This window comes from Pseudomonas sp. WS 5010, assembly GCF_012985565.1.
GTDB lineage: Bacteria > Pseudomonadota > Gammaproteobacteria > Pseudomonadales > Pseudomonadaceae > Aquipseudomonas.
On record NZ_JAAQWQ010000015.1, the window covers coordinates 13,686 to 34,896 of the forward strand.

The following is a 21,211-nucleotide window of genomic DNA, read 5'->3' on the forward strand; positions in this document are numbered from 1 at the left end:
AGTGGGCTATGTTGTCAGATAGCTTAGATGGGATTGACCACAGCATTTCTCAATAAGTAGAAACACTGTGGCTTAGAGAGTTATCTCAGCGCAGCAGCAATACAGGCATGGTGGCTGTTCGAAGCATCGTCGTAGTCGTGCTTCCTACCAAAAACTGCCTGATGCGTGAATGCCCATAGGCACCCATGACCAGCAGATCAATGCCGTGCTCTGTCTGATAATCGTGCAGAGCCGACTCCACCTCACCTTGTCTGATTTCAGCTTGGACTAGGAAGCCAGCCGAGAGAAGCATGCTTTGTGCTTTTCCCAGTGCCTCGTGATTGCTCACCGAATCTGCACCGACCGTAACAAGATGAATGGGCAAGTCTTTGCAAAGCGAACTGGCGGCAAACATTTGGATGGTTTTGTAGGCTGTGGAGCTGCCGTCAAATGCGAGCATCACCTTTTCGGGCTTTTTATAGCTGTTGGCTGTGATCAGGATAGGCCGGTGAATTGTTCGCACTACAGCTTCTATCTGGCTGCCAAGGCTGTGCGCGTTGCGTGAGTTGTCTTCACCCACTCTTCCTATCACCAACAGTCGAATATCCTCCTGAAGGTCGCTCAGACTTTCTACCAAGTGTCCGTGGCGCTGCTTCAGCTCAGGAAACGCAGCGCCGGAAATGACCGTTCGCTCCCTGGCCTTTTCCAGCATGTGTTGGCCCTGTTCCAGAGCGAGTCTGGCGCGTTGGGCATCCAATGTAGCCAGCTCCTCCAGCAGATGCTCTCGACTGCCGAGACCAATATTTCCACTTAGGTCAGCTGCTGCTGGGTATTTCTCTTCATCCAATACGTGAAGCAAGGTAAGAGGCGCGTTGAGTCGCTGCGACGCCCATGCTGCGTAGTCGCAGACCGCCAATGAGGATTGTGAGTTATCAATACATGCCATTACGTGGGTCATTGTCGATCTCCTTAGTGGCTCATGAGCTTGTCGATGGCGCCAGGTTTGTCATGCACGCCAAAGCGGTCAACGATTGTGGCGCTGGCCTCATTTAGACCCAGCACTTCAACCTCGGCGCCCTCGCGACGGAACTTGATTACCACTTTATCCAGCGCGGCGACGGCGGTGATATCCCAGAAATGCGCCTGTGTCAGATCGATGGTGACCTTGTTGAGCGCTTCCTTGAAGTCAAAAACTTCGGTGAACTTGTCTGCCGAGCTGAAGAACACCTGGCCTACCACGCGGTAAGTCCGATGCGACTCCGTCTCTTCAAGACTGCTCTTGATATCGAGGTAATGTCCGACCTTGTTCGCAAAGAACAACGAAGCCAGCAGTACGCCGACCAACACGCCGTAAGCCAGATTATGCGTTGCCACGACCACCACAACGGTCGCGACCATGACGAGGTTGGTCGACAGTGGGTGCTCTTTCAGATTGCGCAAGGAATCCCAGCTAAAGGTGCCGATGGATACCATGATCATCACAGCAACCAATGCAGCCATCGGGATCTTGGAGAGCCATTCGCCGAGGAAAACGACCATCAGCAGCAAGAAAATGCCCGCGCACAATGTGGAGAGACGGGTACGTCCACCGGATTTCACGTTGATGATCGACTGGCCGATCATGGCGCAGCCTGCCATACCGCCGAGCATCCCGGCAGCGATGTTGGCAATGCCTTGACCCTTGCATTCACGGTTTTTGTTGCTGGTGGTATCGGTCAAATCGTCGACGATGGTCGCGGTCATCATGGACTCAAGCAGACCTACTACGGCCAAGGCGGCTGAGTACGGGAAGATGATGCGCAGAGTTTCAACGTTCAGCGGGACTTCAGGCCACAGGAAAATCGGCAGCGTGTCCGGCAGTTCGCCCATGTCACCCACAGTGCGGATATCCAGACCGAGGTAAATAGCAATGGCCGTCAGGGCCAGGATGCACACCAGCGGCGAGGGAATCAGCTTGCCGATCTTCGGTACATACGGAAACAGATAGATTATTCCGAGGCCCACTACGGTCATGGCGTAAACGTGCCAGGTCACGTTGGTCAATTCAGGTAACTGCGCCATGAAAATCAGAATCGCCAATGCATTCACAAAGCCTGTGACTACCGAGCGCGAAACAAAGCGCATCAGAGAGCCCAGTTTCAGGTATCCAGCGAGGATTTGAAGCGCCCCGCAGAGCAAGGTGGCTGCCAGCAAATACTGAAGCCCGTGATCTTTTACCAGGGTGACCATCAGCAGTGCCATCGCACCGGTAGCTGCCGAGATCATGCCGGGTCGACCGCCGACGAAGGCGATGACAGCACAGATACAGAAGGAGGCGTAGAGACCGACCTTGGGGTCGACGCCGGCAATGATAGAGAAAGCAATGGCCTCCGGGATCAGCGCGAGCGCGACCACGATCCCCGCGAGCACGTCTCCACGGACGTTGGAAAACCACGTTTGTTTGAGCGATTGCAGCATCAGAATATCCAAGGCAATGCACCACACGCACACCAGGCAGATGGCGAGCGCGTCGATACGAATTCAAGTTGTGAGGATTATTTGGCTGTGTGCCTTGGGTGTAAAAACCGGGCATACAGCAGTACGCGACCGCGAGCGAAACTAGCGGAAGCGAGATGTTGCGAGGGGGCGTAGCGCTAAGGCGGCGTAGGCTGCCAGTAGATCGTTTGGAGTACAGTCATGCTGGTGTTCCTGTAGCTCAAGAGGTATGGCTGAGCGATAAAGTATACAGTGAAGATATCGTCAAATGCGACCTGCTGCCTCGTTTGGGTCAGTTCTTCCAGCCGTGCTGATCTCCCTAGGGCAAGTCTTTCTAGATTAAACCGCGACGAACTCCGCTGTCAGGCAGTGTACACATGGTGGAGAGATCAATTCAGATCCTCCTGGGGTCGATAGAGAAATCGGAAAAAATCGTACGCTAAGCATTCGGCCTGTCAGGTTGAGGCCATAGAGATTGACGCCTTGGCGTCAGAAAATGCAGAAAGCGGCCCTAGTCTGACGCGGTGCCAGTGAACCGCCTGACGCCGAGTTGAAGCCGTAAACTCAGCAACCTTCGATCAACTCGCCGAACAGTTCCTTAACCTTTGCACGTGCCTCGACCAGCGCAACTTGGCCTTGCTCAGTGATCTCATAGACACGCCGTTCACGTCGCCCGGTGCGTTCGTGGCGTGAGGTCAAATAGCCCTTCTTTTCCAGCCCGTGCAGCATTGGGTATACCGTCCCGGCGCTCAGCTCGTAGCCGTGTCGTTGCAGTTCTTCGATGATTCCCAGTCCGAAGACGGGCTTCTCGGCTGCATGGTGAAGTATGTGCAGGCGGATCAACCCGCCGTACAGGTCTTTATCTGTCGTTTTTCGTGCCTCACAGCGCGATACTCAACAGCCAACCCGCTGCACCGCTGCCGACGACAACTAGCCACGGCGGGAGCTTCCAGAACATCAGTGCGACAAGGGCGACCAGGGCCAAGACAAAGTCTTGCGGCTGAAATATGGCGCTAGTCCATACAGGGTGATAGAACGCGGCCAGCAGCAGGCCAACCACCGCCGCATTGACCCCAGCCAGCGCGGCTTGCATGCCTGTATTGCGACGCAGGCGCTCCCAAAATGGCATGGCTCCCACAACCAGCAGAAAAGAGGGTGCGAAGATAGCCAGTAGGCACACAATACCGCCGACCCAGCCAGAGGGAGCGGTGCTCATCGAAGCACCAAGGAACGCGGCGAATGTGAACAATGGGCCGGGCACCGCTTGAGCCGCCCCGTACCCCGCGAGGAAGGATTCATTACTGACCCAGCCGGAGGACACCACTTCGGCTTGCAGCAGCGGCAACACAACGTGGCCACCACCGAACACTAGTGACCCCACACGATAGAAGGCGTCCACTACCACCATCGTTGGACTTGGCAGCAATTTTGCCAAGATCGGTAGGCCAATCAGCAGGGCAAAAAATAACGATAGCCAAAGTGCGCCGGCCCGGTGACTGACCGTGATAGGTAGTGGGTCGTGCTCAACAGTATGTGCTGGCTTGAACAATAGTCGGCCTATGATGCCTGCGGCAGCAATCACACCAACCTGCCCCCACGCGGACGGTACGAGCAGGACAGCACAGGCGGCAATCGCCATTATTGTGACTCTCAGCCCATCCGTACACAGGTTGCGCGCCATGCCCCATACCGCTTGGGCGACTACGGCAACGGCCACCACTTTTAGGCCATGCAACGCGCCCGGCGAAACGGAATCCCCATAGTTGGAAATGCCCAGCGCGAACAGGATTAAAGCTACGGCCGAAGGCAGCGTAAAGCCTGTCCAAGCAGCCAGCGCCCCGCTATATCCAGCCCGTGATAGCCCCAACGCTATGCCGACCTGGCTGCTTGCTGGGCCTGGAAGAAATTGGCACAGCGCCACTAAATCAGCATAGCTGCGTTCAGACAACCAGCGCCGTCGTGTGACGAACTCGTCACGGAAATAGCCTAAGTGCACGATGGGGCCGCCGAAGGAGGTCAATCCAAGTCGTAGAAAAATAAGAAAAACCGACCATGGGCTGCGGTCATCGGTGGAGGTATTAGTCATGCGTTGGCCTACCTGATTTTCCACAGATTAATCCATAATAATCGAACTTCGATAACGAAATTCGATTTTATAGCTGCCCAAAACGACTGGAGTACCGTGCAATTCGTACTGGGTGTCGCAATGCAAGTAATCGATGTTGTGCTAGCCGCTGGTTTTGTCTGCTAGCACAGTTCATTAGCAAAACACGCTTGGCCTTAGCGTACGATTTTTTCCGTTTTCTCTATTGCCCCCCTCCTGGTCACTCCGAATGCAAATAACTGGTCAAGAATGCAGCCGGCTGGTCAATAACGGCGCCAATGGGTGGTCAAGTTGCGCAATGGTTTTATCGAGTCGGATGCCTGGGAAGAGGGCTCTGAACGGAGCTAGTCGGGCTTACGTTGGTTTTTGGTTCCATTGCTCCCCAAACCCCCTGATGTGGCTGAGCAATACCAGAACCGCTACAAGTGGGGCACCAAGGAGGCGATGGACAAGGTTGTTGGCGACCGCAAATCCGTCAGGGTCAAGATTTCCTCGGTCATTCTCGACCGGGAAAAAGGCATCGCCACGGTTCGTTTCTCGACTACTGAAAAATACCGTTCGCGAGCGACCTCGGAAGAACCTCAATACTGGATCGCAACTCTGTCGTACACCTACGACAACACCTTGTTGAAAGCCTCCGAGCGCTACATCAACCCGCTGGGTTTCCGCGTCTACTCGTACAACGTGAACGCTGAAACCGCCGCAAAAGTTGGGGGCTGACTATGAATCGTAAATTCGCTATTGCAACCGCGTTGGCGGCGGCGCTGACATCGGCGCCGGTTCTGGCACTCAACGAGAAGACAGACAGCCCCTACGACTATCGGATCAAGACGGTGATCTACAACCCGATGGACGTTGTTCAGATTGACGGGGTGGTGGGTTTGCAAACGCTCATCCAGTTTGCGCCGGATGAGGTCTACGTGACGCATAACTTCGGTGCGAAAAGCGCCTGGGAGTTGGTCAACAAGGATAACAACGTGTTTATCCGGCCAATTGCCGAGCTGAGCGACACGAACCTGACGGTAGTGACCAACAAGCGGACGTATTACTTCCTACTCCACTACATCGGCAGCAATGTCGTCAAAGGCCCTGATGGCCAGGTGAAAGAAGAGTTCATCAAGACGCCCTGGAGCATGCGCAAAGCCACGGTCGGCGTCATCTTCAAATACCCGTTTGAAGACATGAAGGTCGCTAACAAGAAGCTCGAAGAACGCCGCATCCGCGAGGCGCTGGCCAAGGGTAATAACGGGCCGGTGAACATCGCCTATAGCCGCTCCGATGAAGAAAACAGCTCCGAGATCAGGCCGACCCACACCTGGGATGATTTCCGCTTTACCTACTTCGAGTTTCCGGCCAATGCAGCGTTGCCGAACGTCTACATGATTGGCCCGGATGGCAAGGAAACCATCCCTCAGACGCATATCGAGGGCGAGTATTCCAACATCATCGTTGCCGAGACAACGGCGCGTGAATGGCGGGTTCGCCTGGGTGATCGCGTGGTGGGTGTAGTCAATGGCGGTTACAACCCGGCGTTGGGCGCTAGCAAGACCGGCACCAACTCGCCCGAGGTCAAGCGTGTGTTGAAAGGGGGTGAAGAATGAGCCGCGACGTAAATATCGACGAACTGGAGACGTTCGAGGACGACCGGGGCGGGTTCGATGGTGGGCCGAAAAAGAAAGTGCCAGGCCTGCGAGCATTCATCGGCGTGCTGTTGCTGATTGCGCTGTGCCTCATCGGCTGGATCGTCTACAAAAACGTGATTGTTCCGAAACTCCAGCAGCAGGAACAGGCTGAAAAAGCGTCACCCAACAGGGCCAATAACCTGCCGCGTGCTAGCTTCGCAACCACGCCTGGTAACGCTGATGAAGAACCTGTCGAGCAGCCCGCCGAGCAGGCGCAATCCGCAAGTACCTACCAGCAGCAGGCACACCAGACACAGCCTGGACAGCAGGGAAAAGTCGAGCTGACGCCTGAACAAAAAGCCATGCAACGCCGCCTCAGTTCGTCGAGCGCTACAGAACAGATTGGCGCACAGGCTATGGCCGCGACTCCAAGTCGTGGCGAAAAAGCTGAACCAGTAAAAACTAGCAGTAGTAGCTCGGAGCTGGCTTCGCGCATGAACAGTGCCCGGTACGCTGCATCAAAGGCGACGCTCATGAAAAACATGGGTATGTCGATAGCCGCTGGCACGATGATTCGCTGCGGCACGATCACCGAGCTGGATACCACTGTCCCTGGTTTCGTGTCCTGCCAGGTGTCGAAGGAAGTCCGTTCGGCTGACGGCTCGGTGGTGCTGATCGACAAGGGCGCGACGATCACTGGTGAAGTCAGTGGCGGCATTCTGATGGGGCAGGCCAGGGCCTTTGTGCTCTGGTCGCGGGTTCGTAACCGTGACGGCGCTGTGGCCTACCTCGATGCACCTGGCACCAACCGCCTCGGTAGTGCCGGCGTGCCCGGCCAGGTCGATACCCACTTTTGGGATCGCTTCGGTGGTGCCATGTTCATTTCCGTGTTCAGTGACCTGAGCCGTGGTCTGATGCAGGCCCTGGTCAACTCCACCGACAAGTCCGACAGCGACACAACGGTGAACCTCGACAACACGTCCAACACCTCCGATTCGCTGGCCCGCGAAGTGTTGCGCGCCACGATCAATATCCCGCCAACCCTGACCGTGAATCACGGCGAGGCGGTATCGATCTTCGTGCCGCGTGACGTTGATTTCAGCGATGTGTATGGCCTGGAAATGGTGGAGTGAGGGAGGCACGTATGGATACTGCGACCGATATCGACCTGGCTTTAGCAGACATGGACATGGCCCTGGCGGCGGCGAACTTCGCCCCGCTTCGCCAGTACCTCGACGATCCAGAAGTGTTCGAGATCCGGGTGAACAAGTTTGGCCAGGTGGTATGTGACACGCCCAAAGGGCGTGTCTTGCATGCCGACCCACGGATCACCTACGACTACCTGTGGGCCTTGAATGACCATCTGCTGAGCCTCAACGGACTCGGCCGCACGCCAATCAGCTACGTGAAGTTGCCGGACGGATCTCGGGGAACGTTCTGCTGGCCCCCTGCGACTGTCGAGGGGACCATGCTCATGTCGATCCGTAAGCATTTGCCGGTATCGAAGAGCCTGAGCCAGCTTGCCCAGGAAGGCCGCTTTGCCAAGGTGCGGCATCGTAAGCAGTCTGAGCAATTCATGCTTGAGCCGTTCGAGGAAGAACTGCTTGAGTTGTTGGAAAAGGGTGATGTGGAAGGCTTCTTGACGCAGGCCGTCAAGACGAAGCGGAACATTGCCGTAGCCGGTCCTACCGGCTCCGGCAAAACCACGCTTACCCGCTCGCTGATGGGGGCGGTGCCTACGATTGAGCGTGTGCTGCTGATGGAAGATACGCACGAAATCGACGATAACCGCCTCGATGAAGTGGGCTATCTGATGTACGGGGAAGGCGATGGCCGAATGTCGGCCCGCGAATGCCTCAAGCTGTGCATGCGCCTGTCCCCTGACCGGATCTTCCTGACCGAGCTGCGCGACGATGCGGCGTGGGACTACCTGGCCGGCGCGAACACGGGGCACCCTGGGGGCATCTTTTCGACGCACGCTGACAGCGCGGCCAGCACCCCAGCGCGTATCGCCACTTTGGTAAAGGCCTCGGAAATCGGTCGGGCGCTCGACTACGACGTAATCATGAAGACCATCAACACCACGTTGGATGTGGTCGTGTACATGGAAAAACGTGAAGTGCTGGAAATCCTGTACGACCCGATGTTCAAGAAACAAGCAATGGCAGCGGTGTAGGAACTCAAGCCGCTTAGCGCCCTGCAGGGCTAAATCCAAGGAGAAGTACGCATGACCGAAGCAACCAATATCTGGACCGCCACCGCTACCGAAATCATCAACGCGGTGCGTGAAAGCGTTATCGCCATGGGTTGTGGAACGCCACAAACAGGTGATATCTACGACCAACTGCTGTTGATTGGTCGTAGTGGCGTGGAAGAGCTGGTGCCCTCCGTGAGCAAATTTGGCGCCCGAGAGTTTGAAAGCGTCATGGCCGTGGTCGTAGACCTGCTGGGCGGTGATGGCATTGCCGTCCACGGTGAGCTGCCTATCTGGCTCCGTGTTTATCCAAGCGTGGAAGGCAGGCTCCCTTCCTTCAGTGTCGATGACTGGCGATGGATTCGCCTATCCTCGGTTCAGGAGGTTCAGCCCCGCCGTGCAATCGCCATGGGCGAAGATCCGGCTAAATGGCAGCTCATGGTCAACGTTGTTGCCAATGGCCAGGTGTACCACGCTACCCAACGCCTGTTCCTCGGCGCATCGGTAGAGAAGCCGGTAGAACGCTTGCTGACGTTGGTTAGCGCCGCAGTGAGTGAAGAACAGCGTCGCCGGATGCAACTGTGATGGAAGCCAACATGGATTCACCACAACCGCACAGCACGGCCACCAAGGCGCTTGAAGTCTTGAGTGCTGCTCTGACGATCATTCGCCGTTTGTTTCTGCTGCTCATTGTCTATCCGGCTGTTGGTTTTTTCTTGTTGATGGGCCTCGCCTCCGATTGGTCGTTTACCGGGGCCGGTAAATGGCTGACGGATATGCAATACGAGGCCCAGCAGTTAGGAAAAGCGGAAGCGCCTGGTCATCTGCTGGTCAAGCGCTGCGCCGATGAAAGCCGGTCGCGTGGGGCCATGCCGGAGCCTGTGGCCACGTGTGATGCTTGGCAGGTGAAAGAGGTGGCTGTCGAAGCGCTGGCCAAGGAGGGTGGTAGGACGCTGGCCCTGATTTACTGTGCTTTCCTCGTAACAGGGTTCGGTGTGATGGTCTTCACCAGCCCAGCCTCGCCTCTTCGCTTGCGCGAGCGCCTTGGGTTGCAACGCCGCAAATAGCGCGCCCGGACCTAAAACAAAGCCCCGCATTGCGGGGCTTTTGTTTGCCGCTATATCGTGTGCTCGATCAGCTGGCCAGCGACACAAGATGTTGTGTTACGAGGGGAAATTTTGAAACAAACGAACTGGACGGTTATTGGTGTGGCCCGCTGGTACGACTGGAAGTTGGGCAAGCTTTCCGACCGGGACCTGGCCAGGGTGGTAGGAACTACCGAGGGCAGCATACGGCGCCGACGTGTTCAGTTCGGGATCGAGGTCTATTCGGTCGCAGTAGCTCTTGCCCCTTTCCAGCACCTGCTGGGCCTGGAGTCGGACAGGTCTGTCTCTGCAAAAAGCGGGGTGTCGGTGAAGAGTATCCAGGCTTACCGCAAGTCCCAGGGCATCGCACCCCGTTCCAAGGTCACACGCCGTATTCAGCGCTTGCCGCTCGATCATCCCGTGAGGCCGTACAAGAGCGCGTTGGGCCTGGTGCCCGATGAAGACATAGCCGAGGCCTCGGGTGTGGCCGTAGAAGTCGTGCAGGCGCTGCGCGAGGCGTTCGGCCTGGATGCTGTGGCGCCCTCCCCTGACCTGGCCAGGTCGGCGCCTGTCGAGGACTACCACGGCCCCGGACTCGGTTACGAATCGCTCCTGGGCACTATGTCTGCCGCCAAACTGAGCCGCACCGTAGGCGTGGCCTATGCGGTCGTAGAGGCGCGCCGGGAGTTCCTGGGCATCGCACCCTACAAGCGCGTATCGCGTGCTGATCGGTATGTACACCTGTTCGGCGTGGTGCCAAATAGCGTGCTGGCCAAGCTCGCAGGTGTGTCTCATGAGCGGATCGCTCAAATGCGCATGGCCAAGGGGCTTTAACGCACAGAAAAAAGGGGCCGAAGCCCCTTTGCTGGTTACAGGCCGAATGCCCTGCCCTTTTCTTTAGGCTGCTTGGTCGGCAACTGCTGGCCTTGCTGTTGCTTCTGCGCGGCGTCCTTCTGTTTGCCGGCCTGGTCGTGTCCTTTGCGCTCGAGCGCATGCCGCTGGAGCTGCTTGATATCCAGGGCGCCGGCCTTGGCATTCAAGCGACTGATCGCAGCCCCCAGCTTCTGCCGGTTATCGGTGAAGATTTCCGCTGCATGACGGGCGCGGCTGATCGCCACGTAGTACACGTCCTTGGCGGTCGTGCGCGACTGGGTTTCAAGGTTGATGAGTACCTTGTCGCAGGTGAGGCCCTGGGCGCTGTGAACGGTCGAGGCGTATGCCAGGCCGACGAACATAGCCGATGCGGTGTCCAGCTCGACCTGGCGGCCTTTGTCGCCTTCGAGCACCACACGGTCGCTGTGGATCTCCTTCACCACAAATCGGTCGCCGTTGGCCAGGTCCTTTTCGGCGTCGTTCCGGGTGATTTTCACCTGATCGCCAGGAGCCAGCTCAGTTCGCTCGACGCTGTAGACCGACAGCTTTGTGCATCGAGCCGGGGTGAATTGCAGTCTCTCGCCTTCCGGCCCCCGCACGGTGAGTTTGTTGCCGGGACCAGTGTCGAGTACCACGTACTGCACGCCCCGTTGCAGCCCGTTCTTATAGTCCACCTCGGGTACGACAATGCTGCCCTTGCCGTAGTATTTGCTATGCCGGCGCTCGGCCTGTGTCGTATCCAGGCGATTGAGCAATGGATATTCCGCGCCCTGTCCTTTCAGGCCCAGCGCCTCGCGCACCCCTTCGTTGATCTCGATCCGACTGGCGTTGGTACCGGTGATAATCAGCGCCTGGTCACGTTCGGCCTTTGGCATCGAGGCGTAGGCTTCGACAATGGCCTGGTAGCGTGCCCCGTTGTCCTCGATCTCGCGTATCTCGTTCACCAGCGGCAGCGATTGTTTGGATTTGCCCTCGGCGGCCAGCTTCACGGCTTCCAGCAACTGCGGGTCTTTCTGCCGCTGAATGTCGGTCAGCCGGGACGTTTCCATGCCGGCTTTCATCAACTGCTCGAAGGGTTTGCCGGCCTCGATAGCTTTGGTCTGTGCCACGTCGCCCAGGAAGACAACGCGAGCGCCGGCAGCCTCAATGGTTTTCATGGCCTCGTGCATCTGCCGCGCAGGAATTACGCCGGCCTCGTCGATAATCACGACGGTGTTGCTGTCGATCTTCTTATCGCGGGCCTTGAGGAATGATTGCAGAGTGCGCGCCTCCAGGCCCTCGGCCTGGAGCGCCTTCACCTGGCTCCCATAGGGCGCCAGGCTGGTGACGCGGTATCCGTTCGCTTCCAGCAGATCCTTAGCCGCTACAGTCATGTAGCTTTTGCCGACGCCGGCAAAGCCCTGCACGCCGATGAACTGGTTTTGTGTGCGGGCGATCCGCATCACCGAGGACTGCTGTTCCGCGTTCAAGCCCCGATCGGCAAGGAAGGCTTCGGCGGCTTCCTTGGAGATCCGCGGCTGAACTGTACCGCGCCCCATTCGCTCGATTTGCAGCACCTCGCGTTCGCGCTTTTGCGCGATGTGCGTGGTGAAACGGCTTTCACCCTGACGCAGCCGTCCCGTGCGGATACCCTCATCAACGAGCCTGGCGGCCTCTGAGCGCGATTTGCCGGCACGGACAAGGTTTGCCACCCATTCCTTCCGGCTGAGCTGTGGCGCCTCCTGGCGGGCCTTCTCGGCGGCCTTCCCCTTCTTTCCATCGGCTGGGTTCTGTGATGAGTACAGCGGTTCCTCGCGGATCAGGTGGCCAGATGCGGCTCGCCGCTCGATGCCGGCGCGCACGTCGTCGATGGTGAGTGCGCCGTACCCGTGGCGCAGCGCGGTATCCATCAGCTCCTTCTGTCCGATCACGGCCTGGCGTTCGGTCAGACTCTTGATCGCGAATTCGATTACCTGGTCTGCACGGTACTCCAGGGGCTTCTCGATCTGCGGAGTGGCCGCGCTGCTTCGCTCGTTGCCGCCCTGGGCATCGGCGCCGACGCCGGCCCACTCGCGACTGTGGTAGTCGATACCCAAGGCCCTCGACCGCTCCAGCCAAACCTGGCGCAGTTCCTCGCGGTCGATGCCACCCTGCTTTTTGTCGCGGGTGGCCAGCGCGGCCTGGTTCTTTTCGGCATACGACGCTGTGCTGCGGTCCAGGCCTTTCGCCGCTAGCGCTGCCTCGATCTGCTGGCTGCGCGAACTGAATTCGCGGATCTGCTCATCGGAGAAGTGCGCCAGGTCGAATGTGCCGTTGCGCTCATAGCGCAACTGGAAGCCGGCCTTTTCCAGCTCGCGGGCCAGTTCCGCCTTGTAGACGTTGCCCAAGAACATGGACGAATTGAACACGCCGTCATTTTTCAGTGCCCGCCATTCGCCGTCGCTACGCTGGGTCATGTTCAGCACGAACGCATGGGTATGCAGGTCGGGGTCCAGGGCGCGTGACGTTTCGTGTCGGAACTTGGCCACCACCAAGTTGTTGGTGTTCTCGGTGCCGGTCTTCTTGTTGACCGTTATTCGCGCCTGGGACAGCCGTTCAGCTTCGCGGATCGCCGCCGCCACGGCCTTGTCGTGGGCTTCGATGATACTGGCGTCACCGTGCACCAAGGCCTGGAGCGACACGCCCTTGGGCGCCGAGAATGTGAGGTCGTACCCCAGCCGTTCCTTGCTGACCACTTTGCCGTCCGCCTCTTTGACGGTCCGCATGAGCTTCGTGTTGTCGCTAATCCGGCCATCCAGCAGCTCGCGGAATCGGGCCTGCTCTACCTCCCCGGACAGGCCCAATGCCTCGGCTCCGGCACCTTGCCATTGCATGGCGCCGCCGTCTTTTGCGTAGTAGTCATCCGCACCATCCGCGTAGTACGACACGACTTTGCCCAGTGATTGCCGAGAAATGGTCGTGATATCGAGCATTTAGATGATCTCAAGGTTTGGAACGATGCCCGGTACCGGGTTCGTGCGGGTGAAGTTGATCGGCTCAATGGCCACCCGTGCAATCGGGATGCTGCCGGGGAACGACAGGAAGCCTTCGAGGTTGTTCAAGGCCATGATTTCCGACGACATAACGATGCGCTCGGGTTTCACATCCTCGTTCTCGCTGCGAGTGCCCCAGTCACCCCAGCGCGAGCTGCGGCCTTCTTTTGTGCGCAGCACTTCATGCTCGCTCAAGGCTTTGGACATGCGCTCGGCGGTGGCTGTACCCATGCGGCCAACGGCCAAAGCGACCATCGTCCGGTGGTTGGCCAGCATGGTTTCGGCCAGCTTCTCGCCATACACGGATTCGAGCTGAGTGTAGGACTGGTAGCCCGATACCACGCAACCGCCCTTCTTCCGGCCCCGCGTCAGCATGTCGCCCAGGGTGGGCAACCGTTGCAGCGACTCCAGCTCGTCGAGGTACGTCCAGATTCGGCGCTTGGGGTTGGATTTCATCCCAAGGATGCTGGTGAAAATGGTATCAACCCAGCAACTAATCAATGGGCGCAGCGCTTCGCGCATGTTCTCGTCCCAGGTGATAAACAAGTTGCCTTCGTTAGGATCTTCGCACCACTGACGCAACGAAAATTTGCCTGGCGGCATGTCAAAATGTGCAGGCAGTTTATTACTGAGGACAAAACGGACGCTACCGGTAGCGCGTTCGTTTTCAGTGAACAGAGAGACGGCGCGAGTGCCTTTTACAAAAGCTTGTAGCGCTTCCGAACTGCACTCGTTAGTCCATTTAAACACATTCCTCATGCCAGGATTGCGCGTGGTGTTATACAGCTTCTTGGCCACCTCTGCGAACAGAAGACGGCCATACTGATTCCATTCTTCCGAGTCGTTACTGTCTGAGACTTGAATAATGGATTTTGCGTATCGCTCGAAATCGTAGTGACTACGGATTTCGTTATAGAAGTTCCAGCCTTCCGTCCTGGCATCGTAGGGATTTAGGATTTTATCGCCCTTGCGGTAGAAGGTAGATAGGAACTCTCCATCGGGATCGAGGATCACCATTCGGTCTTTCCGCTGCATACAGCCATACATCATTTCGCGGAAAATCGTACTCTTACCTGTACCCGTTGCGCCGCCAACTGAGAAGTGTGTTGCTTCGGCAGCAATAGGAACAGGCACTCCGGCAATAGTTATTTGTTCCTCTTTTTCCTTGGTTAGCCGTTTAAGTTCGCGCTGGGATACAAGTTGGCTACCACGAAAATACTTGTCGAAGTGGGCGCCGGCAAAAGTGGTCTTGCTCAACTTCACAATAAGCACGCACAGCGCAATCGCCAGTATCAATCCACCAACTAACGCAACCGCAAGCGGCCACAAGGTGAACGTATTTTTCGCCAGGTAAAACACCCTGTCGCGGGCGCCTTGTTTTTCAATTCCATACATCAGCTTGGCGGTAAAGAACCACGCGAACAGGGGCACCAGTACCATGACGGCAAGGCAGATTTGAGATCGTTGGCGCTCGTTCATCAGCTATCCCTCTTAGATGAATCCCATACGTCGAAGCCCAGGCGTTCGACCTCGGCCTGGGCTTCCCTCTTAGCATCCGGTTTGGACGCGGTGCGCAGAAGCAACAGCAGCTCGATCAAGATGGCCATCGACTGCCGGTCGATTCCTGCACCTGGCTGACCGTCGCCGCCAGGTCGTTGATCGAGGCGCTGGAGGATCATTTCTAGCGTGTCCTCCTGCTCCATCTGCCGGAAAAGCTGCCGGCGAACATACTCCGAAATGTCGCCTTGCGACCGCTCTTCCAGCTCGATTTTCTGTGTTTCGGTGCATCGAAAGCTAACTGTGGGCACGGATGGCCTCCTTGTCTGACGTGTGTAAGACATAAAATACAGCAAAATCAGGGCCTGCGCGCACTTTTGTCTTACGCAGGTATTACGCTTTTCTGCAAGTCGTTGAAAATGCTTTATTTTTCAACGACTTAGCTACGCGAAGCGTTGCGTATGGTGTATAGCTCGTTAAGGGAAAATACCGCTCTGCTTTTAAGGGAAAAAATAGTCGTCTGCACCCCTCGGAGGCCGCAAAAAAGCGTCCTCCTGATCCCTCACGCGCAGCGTGAGGGCTTTCGCCGCCCAGGGGTGCCACTGAGTACGCTTTGAAGACAACCGAGAGACGACGTGAAGACAACGAAGAGACAAAAAAGGTACTTGCCAGACCAAAAAGGGACGGCTAGAGTACGGATCAGAGACAAAGAGGGGACAAAAGTGCCCGAGGTCGATAACGAGGGGTAAGCGATGCCACTGTCGCGACTAAAACCACGGAGCGATTCGGCCCTGGTGCGGAACATGCTCGGCGAGATCGAGGCCGCACTAACAGCCGGAGCCTCACGGGAGGATGTATGGGAAACGCTCAAAAATGAGCACGGGATGACCATCGGGTTTAACGGGTTTTGCAAGGCGCTGATGCGAGCGAGGGCCGCCAGGCAGGAGCGAGCTGGACCACCAGCGGCGACCACTCCACCACTCCCCCGTCTGGAAAGCGGTGGCCAGGGGAATGACGTGGATTGCGCAATCCAGAAAGCAGAATCCACGCCACCCGAGGCGGGCGCACCCTTAAAGGGCCGCATCGTCACCAGTAGCGATTTTGAGAAAGTCCATACCATGGACTTCTCGGATCTTGATGATAAATATACGGGCAAAAGGAAATAGCGTATGAAACGAGCGATCTTGAACTACAGCGGTAGCATCGGCAAAACCACTATCGCAGCGCACCTGCTCTACCCTCGCATGCCAAGTTCGGTATTCTTTGCCATCGAGTCGATTAACCAGTCTGCTTTGGACCTGGGCATTGCTGAGGTCAAGACCATGCGTGGTCGCGAAGTTGGCGACCTGATCGAAGAGCTGGTACTTGAGGACGTGGCGATTATTGACATTGGCGCGTCGAATATCGAGTCCTTCTTTGAAGCCGGTTCGCGCTACCATGGTTTCATAGATGAAATCGAACAATTCATTGTTCCGGTAACGCCAGAGCAAAAAGCGTGGCAAGAGAGTTTGAAAACTGTAGAAGCGCTGGCGACGATGGGCGTTACGGCTGATCGCATTATTCTGCTGCCGAACCGCATTCAAGATAATCCCGAAACTGAGATCCCGTCGATCTACAACTATGTGAAGAAAACCAAAAAGGCCACTATCAAGCCAGGCGCGTTCCTGTTCGATAGTGATGTATATGGCTATCTCGCTGCTAATAAAATGTCATTCGATCAGTTGATTGGCGATGACACCGACTACAAGGCGCTGGCACGGGCCGAAGCGGATGAGGTCCAGCGCAGCAAGTATGTAAGCCTCTATCGCTGGACAAGTTATGCAAAGCCTATTCGTCAAAACTTGGACGAATGCTACGCCGCTCTGACGGCATAAGCGACCGGAGTACCAGTAATGGATTCTAGGAAACCGAGAGAAGAAGTATTAATTGAGTGGTTCCTGGGCGACTCTAGAGAGATTGTGGTCGATCTCCAAAGCGCGGTTGCGGCGGCCCGCGAGGTCCACCAGTCGATGCAGGAGGCCGGCGCAAGCCTGGCCTCCACGGTCGAGGATGCGCGTGCCGAGCTGGTGACGGCTCACCGGGAGCTGACCGCCGCGATTCGAGAAACCGAGGCGCGGCAGGACAAGGCCCTGGAGAAGCTGGACCGCCAGGCCAAAAGCCTGTTGGCAGCGACCCAGCGCCGGACGGTGTGGGTGGCGGCGGTCTGCGCCGGCATTGCCGGCCTGGCCGGAGGCCTGGGCGGTGCCCTGCTCTTCTACCGTCTGGTTGCCGGCTAGCGCCGGGTTGTGACACACACTGAGGCCGCCGCAAGGCGGCCTCGCCGTTTGTGGGAGTCGCCGCAGGCGCTCCCGTGCGGCAAGCGGAGCGCGCAGCGCCTGGGAACCGGGCGCGGAGGCGAGAGGGATGGAAGCCCGAAGGGGCGAGACGCGGCGCAGCCGTGGCTGGGGGTGTAAGCCGGAACCCCAGAAAATTCCGTCAACCTAGTTGGATAGGCCCCAACCCCTTGAGCCCTTGAGGCGTGGCGGGAAGACATCGGCATTGCCCGTGGCTGGATCGACGCCTTGCAGTGCGAGGGGTTGATTGATGAGGCGACCTTTCGGGCGCTGGATGCCGAGATCGATGCGGCGGTGACCAAGTGGGACGGCGTCGCGCCGGAGTAAGTTCGCGTTACCCATAACGCCGGTACCGGAAAAACTTTGCACCTAATCGGGAAAACTTTTCCGGCCAATCTTACGAAAAAAGGGCACCCCTGCCGGGATGGATGATGCGCTACGCTGGCTACTTCAATACGGCAATCTAAGGAATAGTCATGAGCTTTGCGCATATCGGAAAAATCAAGGAAGTGAGCGATTTTATTCAAGCCAATGAGCTGATCGAGGCGGGATATGAGCTGTTGCAGATAGTGCCAGGCATAACCAGCGACCGAGATCCTTGCACGCTGTTCTATCTCGGCCAGCACAAGCCGAAGGCCGCAGACCCCGAGGGCGAGTATGTCGACGGCGAGTGGGTGCCGAAGGAGTGACGCCGCGTTACCCATAACGACAAATGAACCCCCACCACGAGCGAGAACGATATGACCACACCGAAGAACCCGTTTGAAGGCCTGCCACGTCATCACATGATGTTTCTCAACCTGCGCGATGGTGGGGAAACACCGGCTCGCCGAGGCGCCACCGTGGCTGAGTTCTATGGGGTCACGCTGGACGAGCTGAAAGAAAATTGCATCAAGGCCGGTGAAGAGCTGATCGCCGAGCGCGGCGAATTGCTGGTGTACGAACAGCCCGTGTACGACTGGGCGAAAAGCTAAGTCCGCTGCGTTAGGGGTTTGAAGTCCAACGGAACGGGAACGTACGTTAGCGTTCCGTTGGACTTCAACCCCCTATAACCAGCTAGGTGGCAGAACACGATTCACTCCTCTGACCAGTGGGTTGCACGTCCGCCGAGGCGTCGCGCCAGGCGCTGGATGTCGTCGATACCGGCAGAACGCAATGAAGGTTGGCGTTTATTGACTGCTAAGGCGGCATCGCAAGCGGCATTCCATGCTTTACCACGCTGGTGACGCAATGCACGCAGCGCTTCGATCAGCAGCTCCCGCTCATCATCGCTTAAACCTTCGACCGACGTCGTCTTGACCATGATCAGGACTCGCTCACGTCGCCATCTTCATAGGACAAGCTTTCGGGGTAGAGGGTTGTCAACTGGGACAAGGTTTCCTGCACCTGCTCCAGCGAGGTTATCAGGCTGTGCACCTGGTCTTCCAGATCGACGGCTAACTCGAACAGTTCGTCTACTCGGCTGCGTGATCCCTCGTTAAACACAGCCATCGCCAGTTGATGCAGCTTCAACAGGTCAGTGCGCAGCTGCGGCGGCCCGCCGTGCTCGCTGTCGTTCAGGTCGCAGCGCAGTACGTCCACGGCATCGACTGCACGCAGTAATGTGGCCGTCTCGAAGTTCTCTGGTGACAATTCGTCCCACTCTTCATCGGTGATGCTGATTGTCATGTTAGTCCCTCCCTTGTTCTGAGCAGAGTTCGGCATTCTACAGGGGCCAATTAACACACGCGGCTCGACTCCAGCGGACTGTCGGAAAATAGTTGATTTCCGGCGCTGCTGAGCCAAGCACGAAAACGGCACTCTTTCAGGGGTAAAGCGTATACGTAAAACCATGTCGGATAGACGAAGCAGCCGGAAACCTAGCTTCAGACCTTTTCCGACGGAATTTTCTGGGGTTCCGGCTTACACCCCCTGGCTCGATGCGCAGCACGACAGCCCGCGCCGAAGGCCTCGCCCTGGATTGCGCAATCCACTTCTATTAAACTGGATTGCACAATCCACAAGACAGGATCGTCACCATGTCGCTACTGCCGACTCATGAGGTCTATGCCGAGCTGCAACTGGCGTATGAACACTTCAACGTCCAGCTGTTCGACGGCCAGCTACCGGACTGCCTTATCACCCTCCAGCGTGAACGCCGAACCTACGGCTACTTCTCGCGCAAGCGTTTCGCCCGTCGTAGCGGTGAAATGACCGATGAAATCGCCATGAACCCCGGCTACTTCGCGATTCGCTCATTGCGCAAAACGCTGTCGGTGCTGGCCCATGAAATGGTGCACCTGTGGCAGTTCCACTTTGGCGCGCCTGGCCGGCGTGGCTACCACAACAAGGAATGGGCCGCACGCATGGAAGCCCTGGGCCTGATGCCCAGCAATACCGGCGCACCTGGTGGCAAGCGCCTGGGCGAACAGATGGATCACTACATCATCCCAGGCGGGCGCTTTGACGTGAGCTGTGCGGAGCTGCTGACGCGGGACTTCTCCCTGTCGTGGTACGACCGATTTCCCCCGGAACGACCGCAAATTGACCCGCCGACCGGCTCGAATGGGCGCGGGTTTGTCGATGACGTAGACGGTGAGGACGAAGGCCAGGGGCAAAGCGTGGATCAGGGCGGCGATGACCTGGGGCCGCTGGGTGAGTTGGTCGAGCTGCCGCCCGAGGTGCCGCCGAACCGGTCAAACCGGGTCAAGTACCGGTGCCCGAAGTGCGCAACGCAGGTATGGGGCAAGCCTGAGCTGGCGATTCTCTGCGGTGGTGAACACTGCGGCGGGTCGCCATTCCAGCCGGTCGCACGATGACAAAGGCCCGCGTAAGCGGGCCTTTTGGATTGCGCAATCCACATTTTCAACGGTGGCCAGGTCCTGCGCCTTGGCCTCGATCCCCAGCTTCCCAGCAGGCGGCGGCCTTGCGCAGCAAGCCGGCGCTATCGCGGTGCGCCAGTTCGCCCGGTTTGGTGATGAACGTTGCGGCGGCCTCGTAGAACTCTGCGGCCACTTCCCAATCGTGTTGCAGCTCGGCCTTGCGCGCAGCGGCGGCAAGCGCCTGGCACGTCCTGGCGGCCTTGGTCGGCGTGGTCTGGTGTCCGTACATATCCTGTTCTCCAGCGGGGAGCGCCGGGGCGAAGCCGCGGCGCTCGGTTGGGTAGTGGGGTTAGGCCCGTTTAACAGCCCGTGCGAGGGTCAGAAGGTCGGCGGCCTCCATTAACTGGCCGCGCTCGGCCAGTTGCTGCATGGACGGCACCGGGCGAGCTGGGGCCGCTGCGCGGCGCGCAGAAGCGGCCAGGCGGGCCAGGAAGACACGGAACGAGGGAAGGGCTTGAGTAGCCATAGGTAACTCCTTTTTTCGCAGAGGAAGGCCCGGAGCGGTTGCCGCCGCTGGTATCCGGGCCGGGGTTGGTTTACTTGGTCAGGCGCTCGCTGCGCACAAAGCCTTCGCACATGTCACGGAAGATCGTGGCGTGCATTTCCAGCGGGAACTCCGCGATCACCTCGCGGCGACCGATGCCGCCACGCTGGGCAACGATCATGTACATGGTGACGTTGGATGGGGTCTGGTTCGGGCGAGCCTGATGGGACACTTCAACGGTGAAGCCGCTGAACTCGCGCAGGGCCTCGGCTTCGCTGAAATACAGGATGTGGGTTTCGATAGTCATGGGTTGAATCTCCTTTCGCAGATTGCCCCGGAGCGGTTGCCGCCGCTGGTGTCCGGGGTGTCGAGGCGGTATTGCTTCGACGTGGTTAGTATCTCAAATCGTGGCGCTGTCGTCAACTGTTGGTCAAACAATCTTTGACGAATAATTGACTTGACGCGGCACGCTTTTCGGAGCTGCTTAGATGCCGAGGTGGGAGCGGGAGGTAAACATAAAGCGCGCCCGCGAAGCGGGTGCTGCCCCGCTTTTGCCCTGGAGGGTGAGTCTCCCCCGGTGGATCTGCTCGTCAGCCTTCGGTTGGTCGCGGTAAGCCCCGACTACCCGGAGCTGGGCCGCCGTCATGGGGACCGTGGAATAGCGGAGCGACCGGAGGGAGTGAGCATATGCCG

At 57.9% G+C, this 21,211-nt stretch carries 25 protein-coding genes; 13 read left to right on the forward strand and 12 right to left on the reverse strand.

The features are described from left to right. Positions 1–85: 85 nt before the first annotated feature. The 4 genes from HBO11_RS27650 to chrA all read right to left on the reverse strand — a co-directional run bounded on the left by HBO11_RS27650 (position 86) and on the right by chrA (position 4,540). The gene (locus HBO11_RS27650) at positions 86–937 is read right to left on the reverse strand and encodes a universal stress protein (protein ID WP_017735064.1); all 852 of its coding nucleotides are present in this window, start codon (positions 935–937) and stop codon (positions 86–88) included. An 11-nt stretch (positions 938–948) separates the two neighbouring features. Then, positions 949–2,436: a SulP family inorganic anion transporter gene (locus tag HBO11_RS27655; protein WP_017735063.1), complete on the reverse strand. Its 1,488-nt coding sequence runs from the start codon at positions 2,434–2,436 to the stop codon at positions 949–951. Between the two features lie 582 nt (positions 2,437–3,018). Then, positions 3,019–3,297 carry a PadR family transcriptional regulator gene (locus tag HBO11_RS27660; RefSeq protein ID WP_024015051.1) on the reverse strand — a complete coding sequence of 93 codons (279 nt, stop codon included), beginning with the start codon at positions 3,295–3,297 and terminating at the stop codon, positions 3,019–3,021. 37 nt (positions 3,298–3,334) lie between these two features. Then, entirely contained in the window at positions 3,335–4,540 is a 1,206-nt protein-coding gene (chrA, locus tag HBO11_RS27665) for a chromate efflux transporter (RefSeq protein WP_017735062.1), read from the reverse strand. 393 nt (positions 4,541–4,933) lie between these two features. Here chrA and HBO11_RS27670 point away from each other — a divergent pair, with 393 nt between their 5' ends. The 7 genes from HBO11_RS27670 (at position 4,934) to HBO11_RS27700 (ending at position 10,293) form a co-directional block, all read left to right on the forward strand. Further along, entirely contained in the window at positions 4,934–5,278 is a 345-nt protein-coding gene (locus HBO11_RS27670) for a type IV secretion system protein (RefSeq protein ID WP_262381134.1), read from the forward strand. Between the two features lie 2 nt (positions 5,279–5,280). After that, positions 5,281–6,159, forward strand: coding sequence for a TrbG/VirB9 family P-type conjugative transfer protein (locus HBO11_RS27675; protein ID WP_065862998.1), 879 nt, complete (start codon positions 5,281–5,283; stop codon positions 6,157–6,159). Beyond that, a complete protein-coding gene (virB10, locus tag HBO11_RS27680) occupies positions 6,156–7,313 on the forward strand; it encodes a type IV secretion system protein VirB10 (protein ID WP_065862999.1) in 1,158 nt (385 codons plus the stop codon). Before HBO11_RS27675 ends, virB10 begins: the two co-directional genes overlap by 4 nt. Before the next feature lie 11 nt (positions 7,314–7,324). Then, positions 7,325–8,356, forward strand: a complete 1,032-nt coding sequence (locus HBO11_RS27685; RefSeq protein ID WP_065863000.1) for an ATPase, T2SS/T4P/T4SS family — start codon at positions 7,325–7,327, stop codon at positions 8,354–8,356. A 51-nt stretch (positions 8,357–8,407) separates the two neighbouring features. After that, positions 8,408–8,959: a hypothetical protein gene (locus HBO11_RS27690; protein ID WP_170059017.1), complete on the forward strand. Its 552-nt coding sequence runs from the start codon at positions 8,408–8,410 to the stop codon at positions 8,957–8,959. 11 nt (positions 8,960–8,970) lie between these two features. Continuing rightward, positions 8,971–9,441 carry a hypothetical protein gene (locus HBO11_RS27695; protein WP_132476325.1) on the forward strand — a complete coding sequence of 157 codons (471 nt, stop codon included), beginning with the start codon at positions 8,971–8,973 and terminating at the stop codon, positions 9,439–9,441. Positions 9,442–9,552: 111 nt separating this feature from the next. Next, on the forward strand, positions 9,553–10,293 hold the full coding sequence (locus HBO11_RS27700; protein ID WP_233458244.1) for a hypothetical protein: 741 nt from the start codon (positions 9,553–9,555) through the stop codon (positions 10,291–10,293). Between the two features lie 35 nt (positions 10,294–10,328). Here the strand turns inward: HBO11_RS27700 and mobF are convergent, their stop codons facing one another. From mobF to HBO11_RS27715, 3 genes are read right to left on the reverse strand one after another with little or no spacing between them, the layout of a single operon-like run. Further along, on the reverse strand, positions 10,329–13,283 hold the full coding sequence (gene mobF / locus HBO11_RS27705; RefSeq protein WP_015272413.1) for a MobF family relaxase: 2,955 nt from the start codon (positions 13,281–13,283) through the stop codon (positions 10,329–10,331). Continuing rightward, on the reverse strand, positions 13,284–14,822 hold the full coding sequence (locus tag HBO11_RS27710; RefSeq protein WP_087851152.1) for a type IV secretion system DNA-binding domain-containing protein: 1,539 nt from the start codon (positions 14,820–14,822) through the stop codon (positions 13,284–13,286). Further along, positions 14,822–15,151, reverse strand: coding sequence for a hypothetical protein (locus HBO11_RS27715; protein WP_058565740.1), 330 nt, complete (start codon positions 15,149–15,151; stop codon positions 14,822–14,824). Before HBO11_RS27715 ends, HBO11_RS27710 begins: the two co-directional genes overlap by 1 nt. 492 nt (positions 15,152–15,643) lie before the next feature. Here HBO11_RS27715 and HBO11_RS27720 point away from each other — a divergent pair, with 492 nt between their 5' ends. From HBO11_RS27720 to HBO11_RS27740, 5 genes are all read left to right on the forward strand, one after another. Next, the gene (locus HBO11_RS27720) at positions 15,644–16,006 is read left to right on the forward strand and encodes a hypothetical protein (protein WP_020723543.1); all 363 of its coding nucleotides are present in this window, start codon (positions 15,644–15,646) and stop codon (positions 16,004–16,006) included. Between the two features lie 3 nt (positions 16,007–16,009). After that, positions 16,010–16,714 (forward strand): StbB family protein, encoded by a 705-nt coding sequence (gene stbB, locus HBO11_RS27725; RefSeq protein ID WP_019692575.1) that lies wholly within the window; start codon positions 16,010–16,012, stop codon positions 16,712–16,714. Between the two features lie 18 nt (positions 16,715–16,732). Beyond that, positions 16,733–17,116, forward strand: coding sequence for a plasmid stabilization protein StbC (stbC, locus tag HBO11_RS27730; protein WP_232881935.1), 384 nt, complete (start codon positions 16,733–16,735; stop codon positions 17,114–17,116). Positions 17,117–17,649: 533 nt separating this feature from the next. Further along, entirely contained in the window at positions 17,650–17,862 is a 213-nt protein-coding gene (locus tag HBO11_RS27735; RefSeq protein ID WP_024126000.1) for a hypothetical protein, read from the forward strand. A gap of 51 nt (positions 17,863–17,913) precedes the next feature. After that, on the forward strand, positions 17,914–18,147 hold the full coding sequence (locus tag HBO11_RS27740; protein WP_048402763.1) for a hypothetical protein: 234 nt from the start codon (positions 17,914–17,916) through the stop codon (positions 18,145–18,147). A gap of 101 nt (positions 18,148–18,248) precedes the next feature. Here the strand turns inward: HBO11_RS27740 and HBO11_RS27745 are convergent, their stop codons facing one another. Next, positions 18,249–18,476 (reverse strand): hypothetical protein, encoded by a 228-nt coding sequence (locus HBO11_RS27745; protein WP_048402762.1) that lies wholly within the window; start codon positions 18,474–18,476, stop codon positions 18,249–18,251. 2 nt (positions 18,477–18,478) lie between these two features. Further along, positions 18,479–18,841 (reverse strand): hypothetical protein, encoded by a 363-nt coding sequence (locus tag HBO11_RS27750; protein WP_048402760.1) that lies wholly within the window; start codon positions 18,839–18,841, stop codon positions 18,479–18,481. 350 nt (positions 18,842–19,191) lie between these two features. Between HBO11_RS27750 and HBO11_RS27755 the strand changes: the two genes are divergently transcribed. Next, positions 19,192–19,971, forward strand: a complete 780-nt coding sequence (locus tag HBO11_RS27755; protein ID WP_019692577.1) for a SprT-like domain-containing protein — start codon at positions 19,192–19,194, stop codon at positions 19,969–19,971. Between the two features lie 46 nt (positions 19,972–20,017). Here the strand turns inward: HBO11_RS27755 and HBO11_RS27760 are convergent, their stop codons facing one another. The 3 genes from HBO11_RS27760 to HBO11_RS27770 all read right to left on the reverse strand — a co-directional run bounded on the left by HBO11_RS27760 (position 20,018) and on the right by HBO11_RS27770 (position 20,825). Further along, the gene (locus HBO11_RS27760) at positions 20,018–20,263 is read right to left on the reverse strand and encodes a hypothetical protein (protein ID WP_015272406.1); all 246 of its coding nucleotides are present in this window, start codon (positions 20,261–20,263) and stop codon (positions 20,018–20,020) included. Between the two features lie 60 nt (positions 20,264–20,323). Next, a complete protein-coding gene (locus tag HBO11_RS27765; protein WP_019692578.1) occupies positions 20,324–20,500 on the reverse strand; it encodes a hypothetical protein in 177 nt (58 codons plus the stop codon). A gap of 70 nt (positions 20,501–20,570) precedes the next feature. Beyond that, the gene (locus tag HBO11_RS27770; protein ID WP_015272405.1) at positions 20,571–20,825 is read right to left on the reverse strand and encodes a hypothetical protein; all 255 of its coding nucleotides are present in this window, start codon (positions 20,823–20,825) and stop codon (positions 20,571–20,573) included. Positions 20,826–21,211 lie beyond the last annotated feature (386 nt).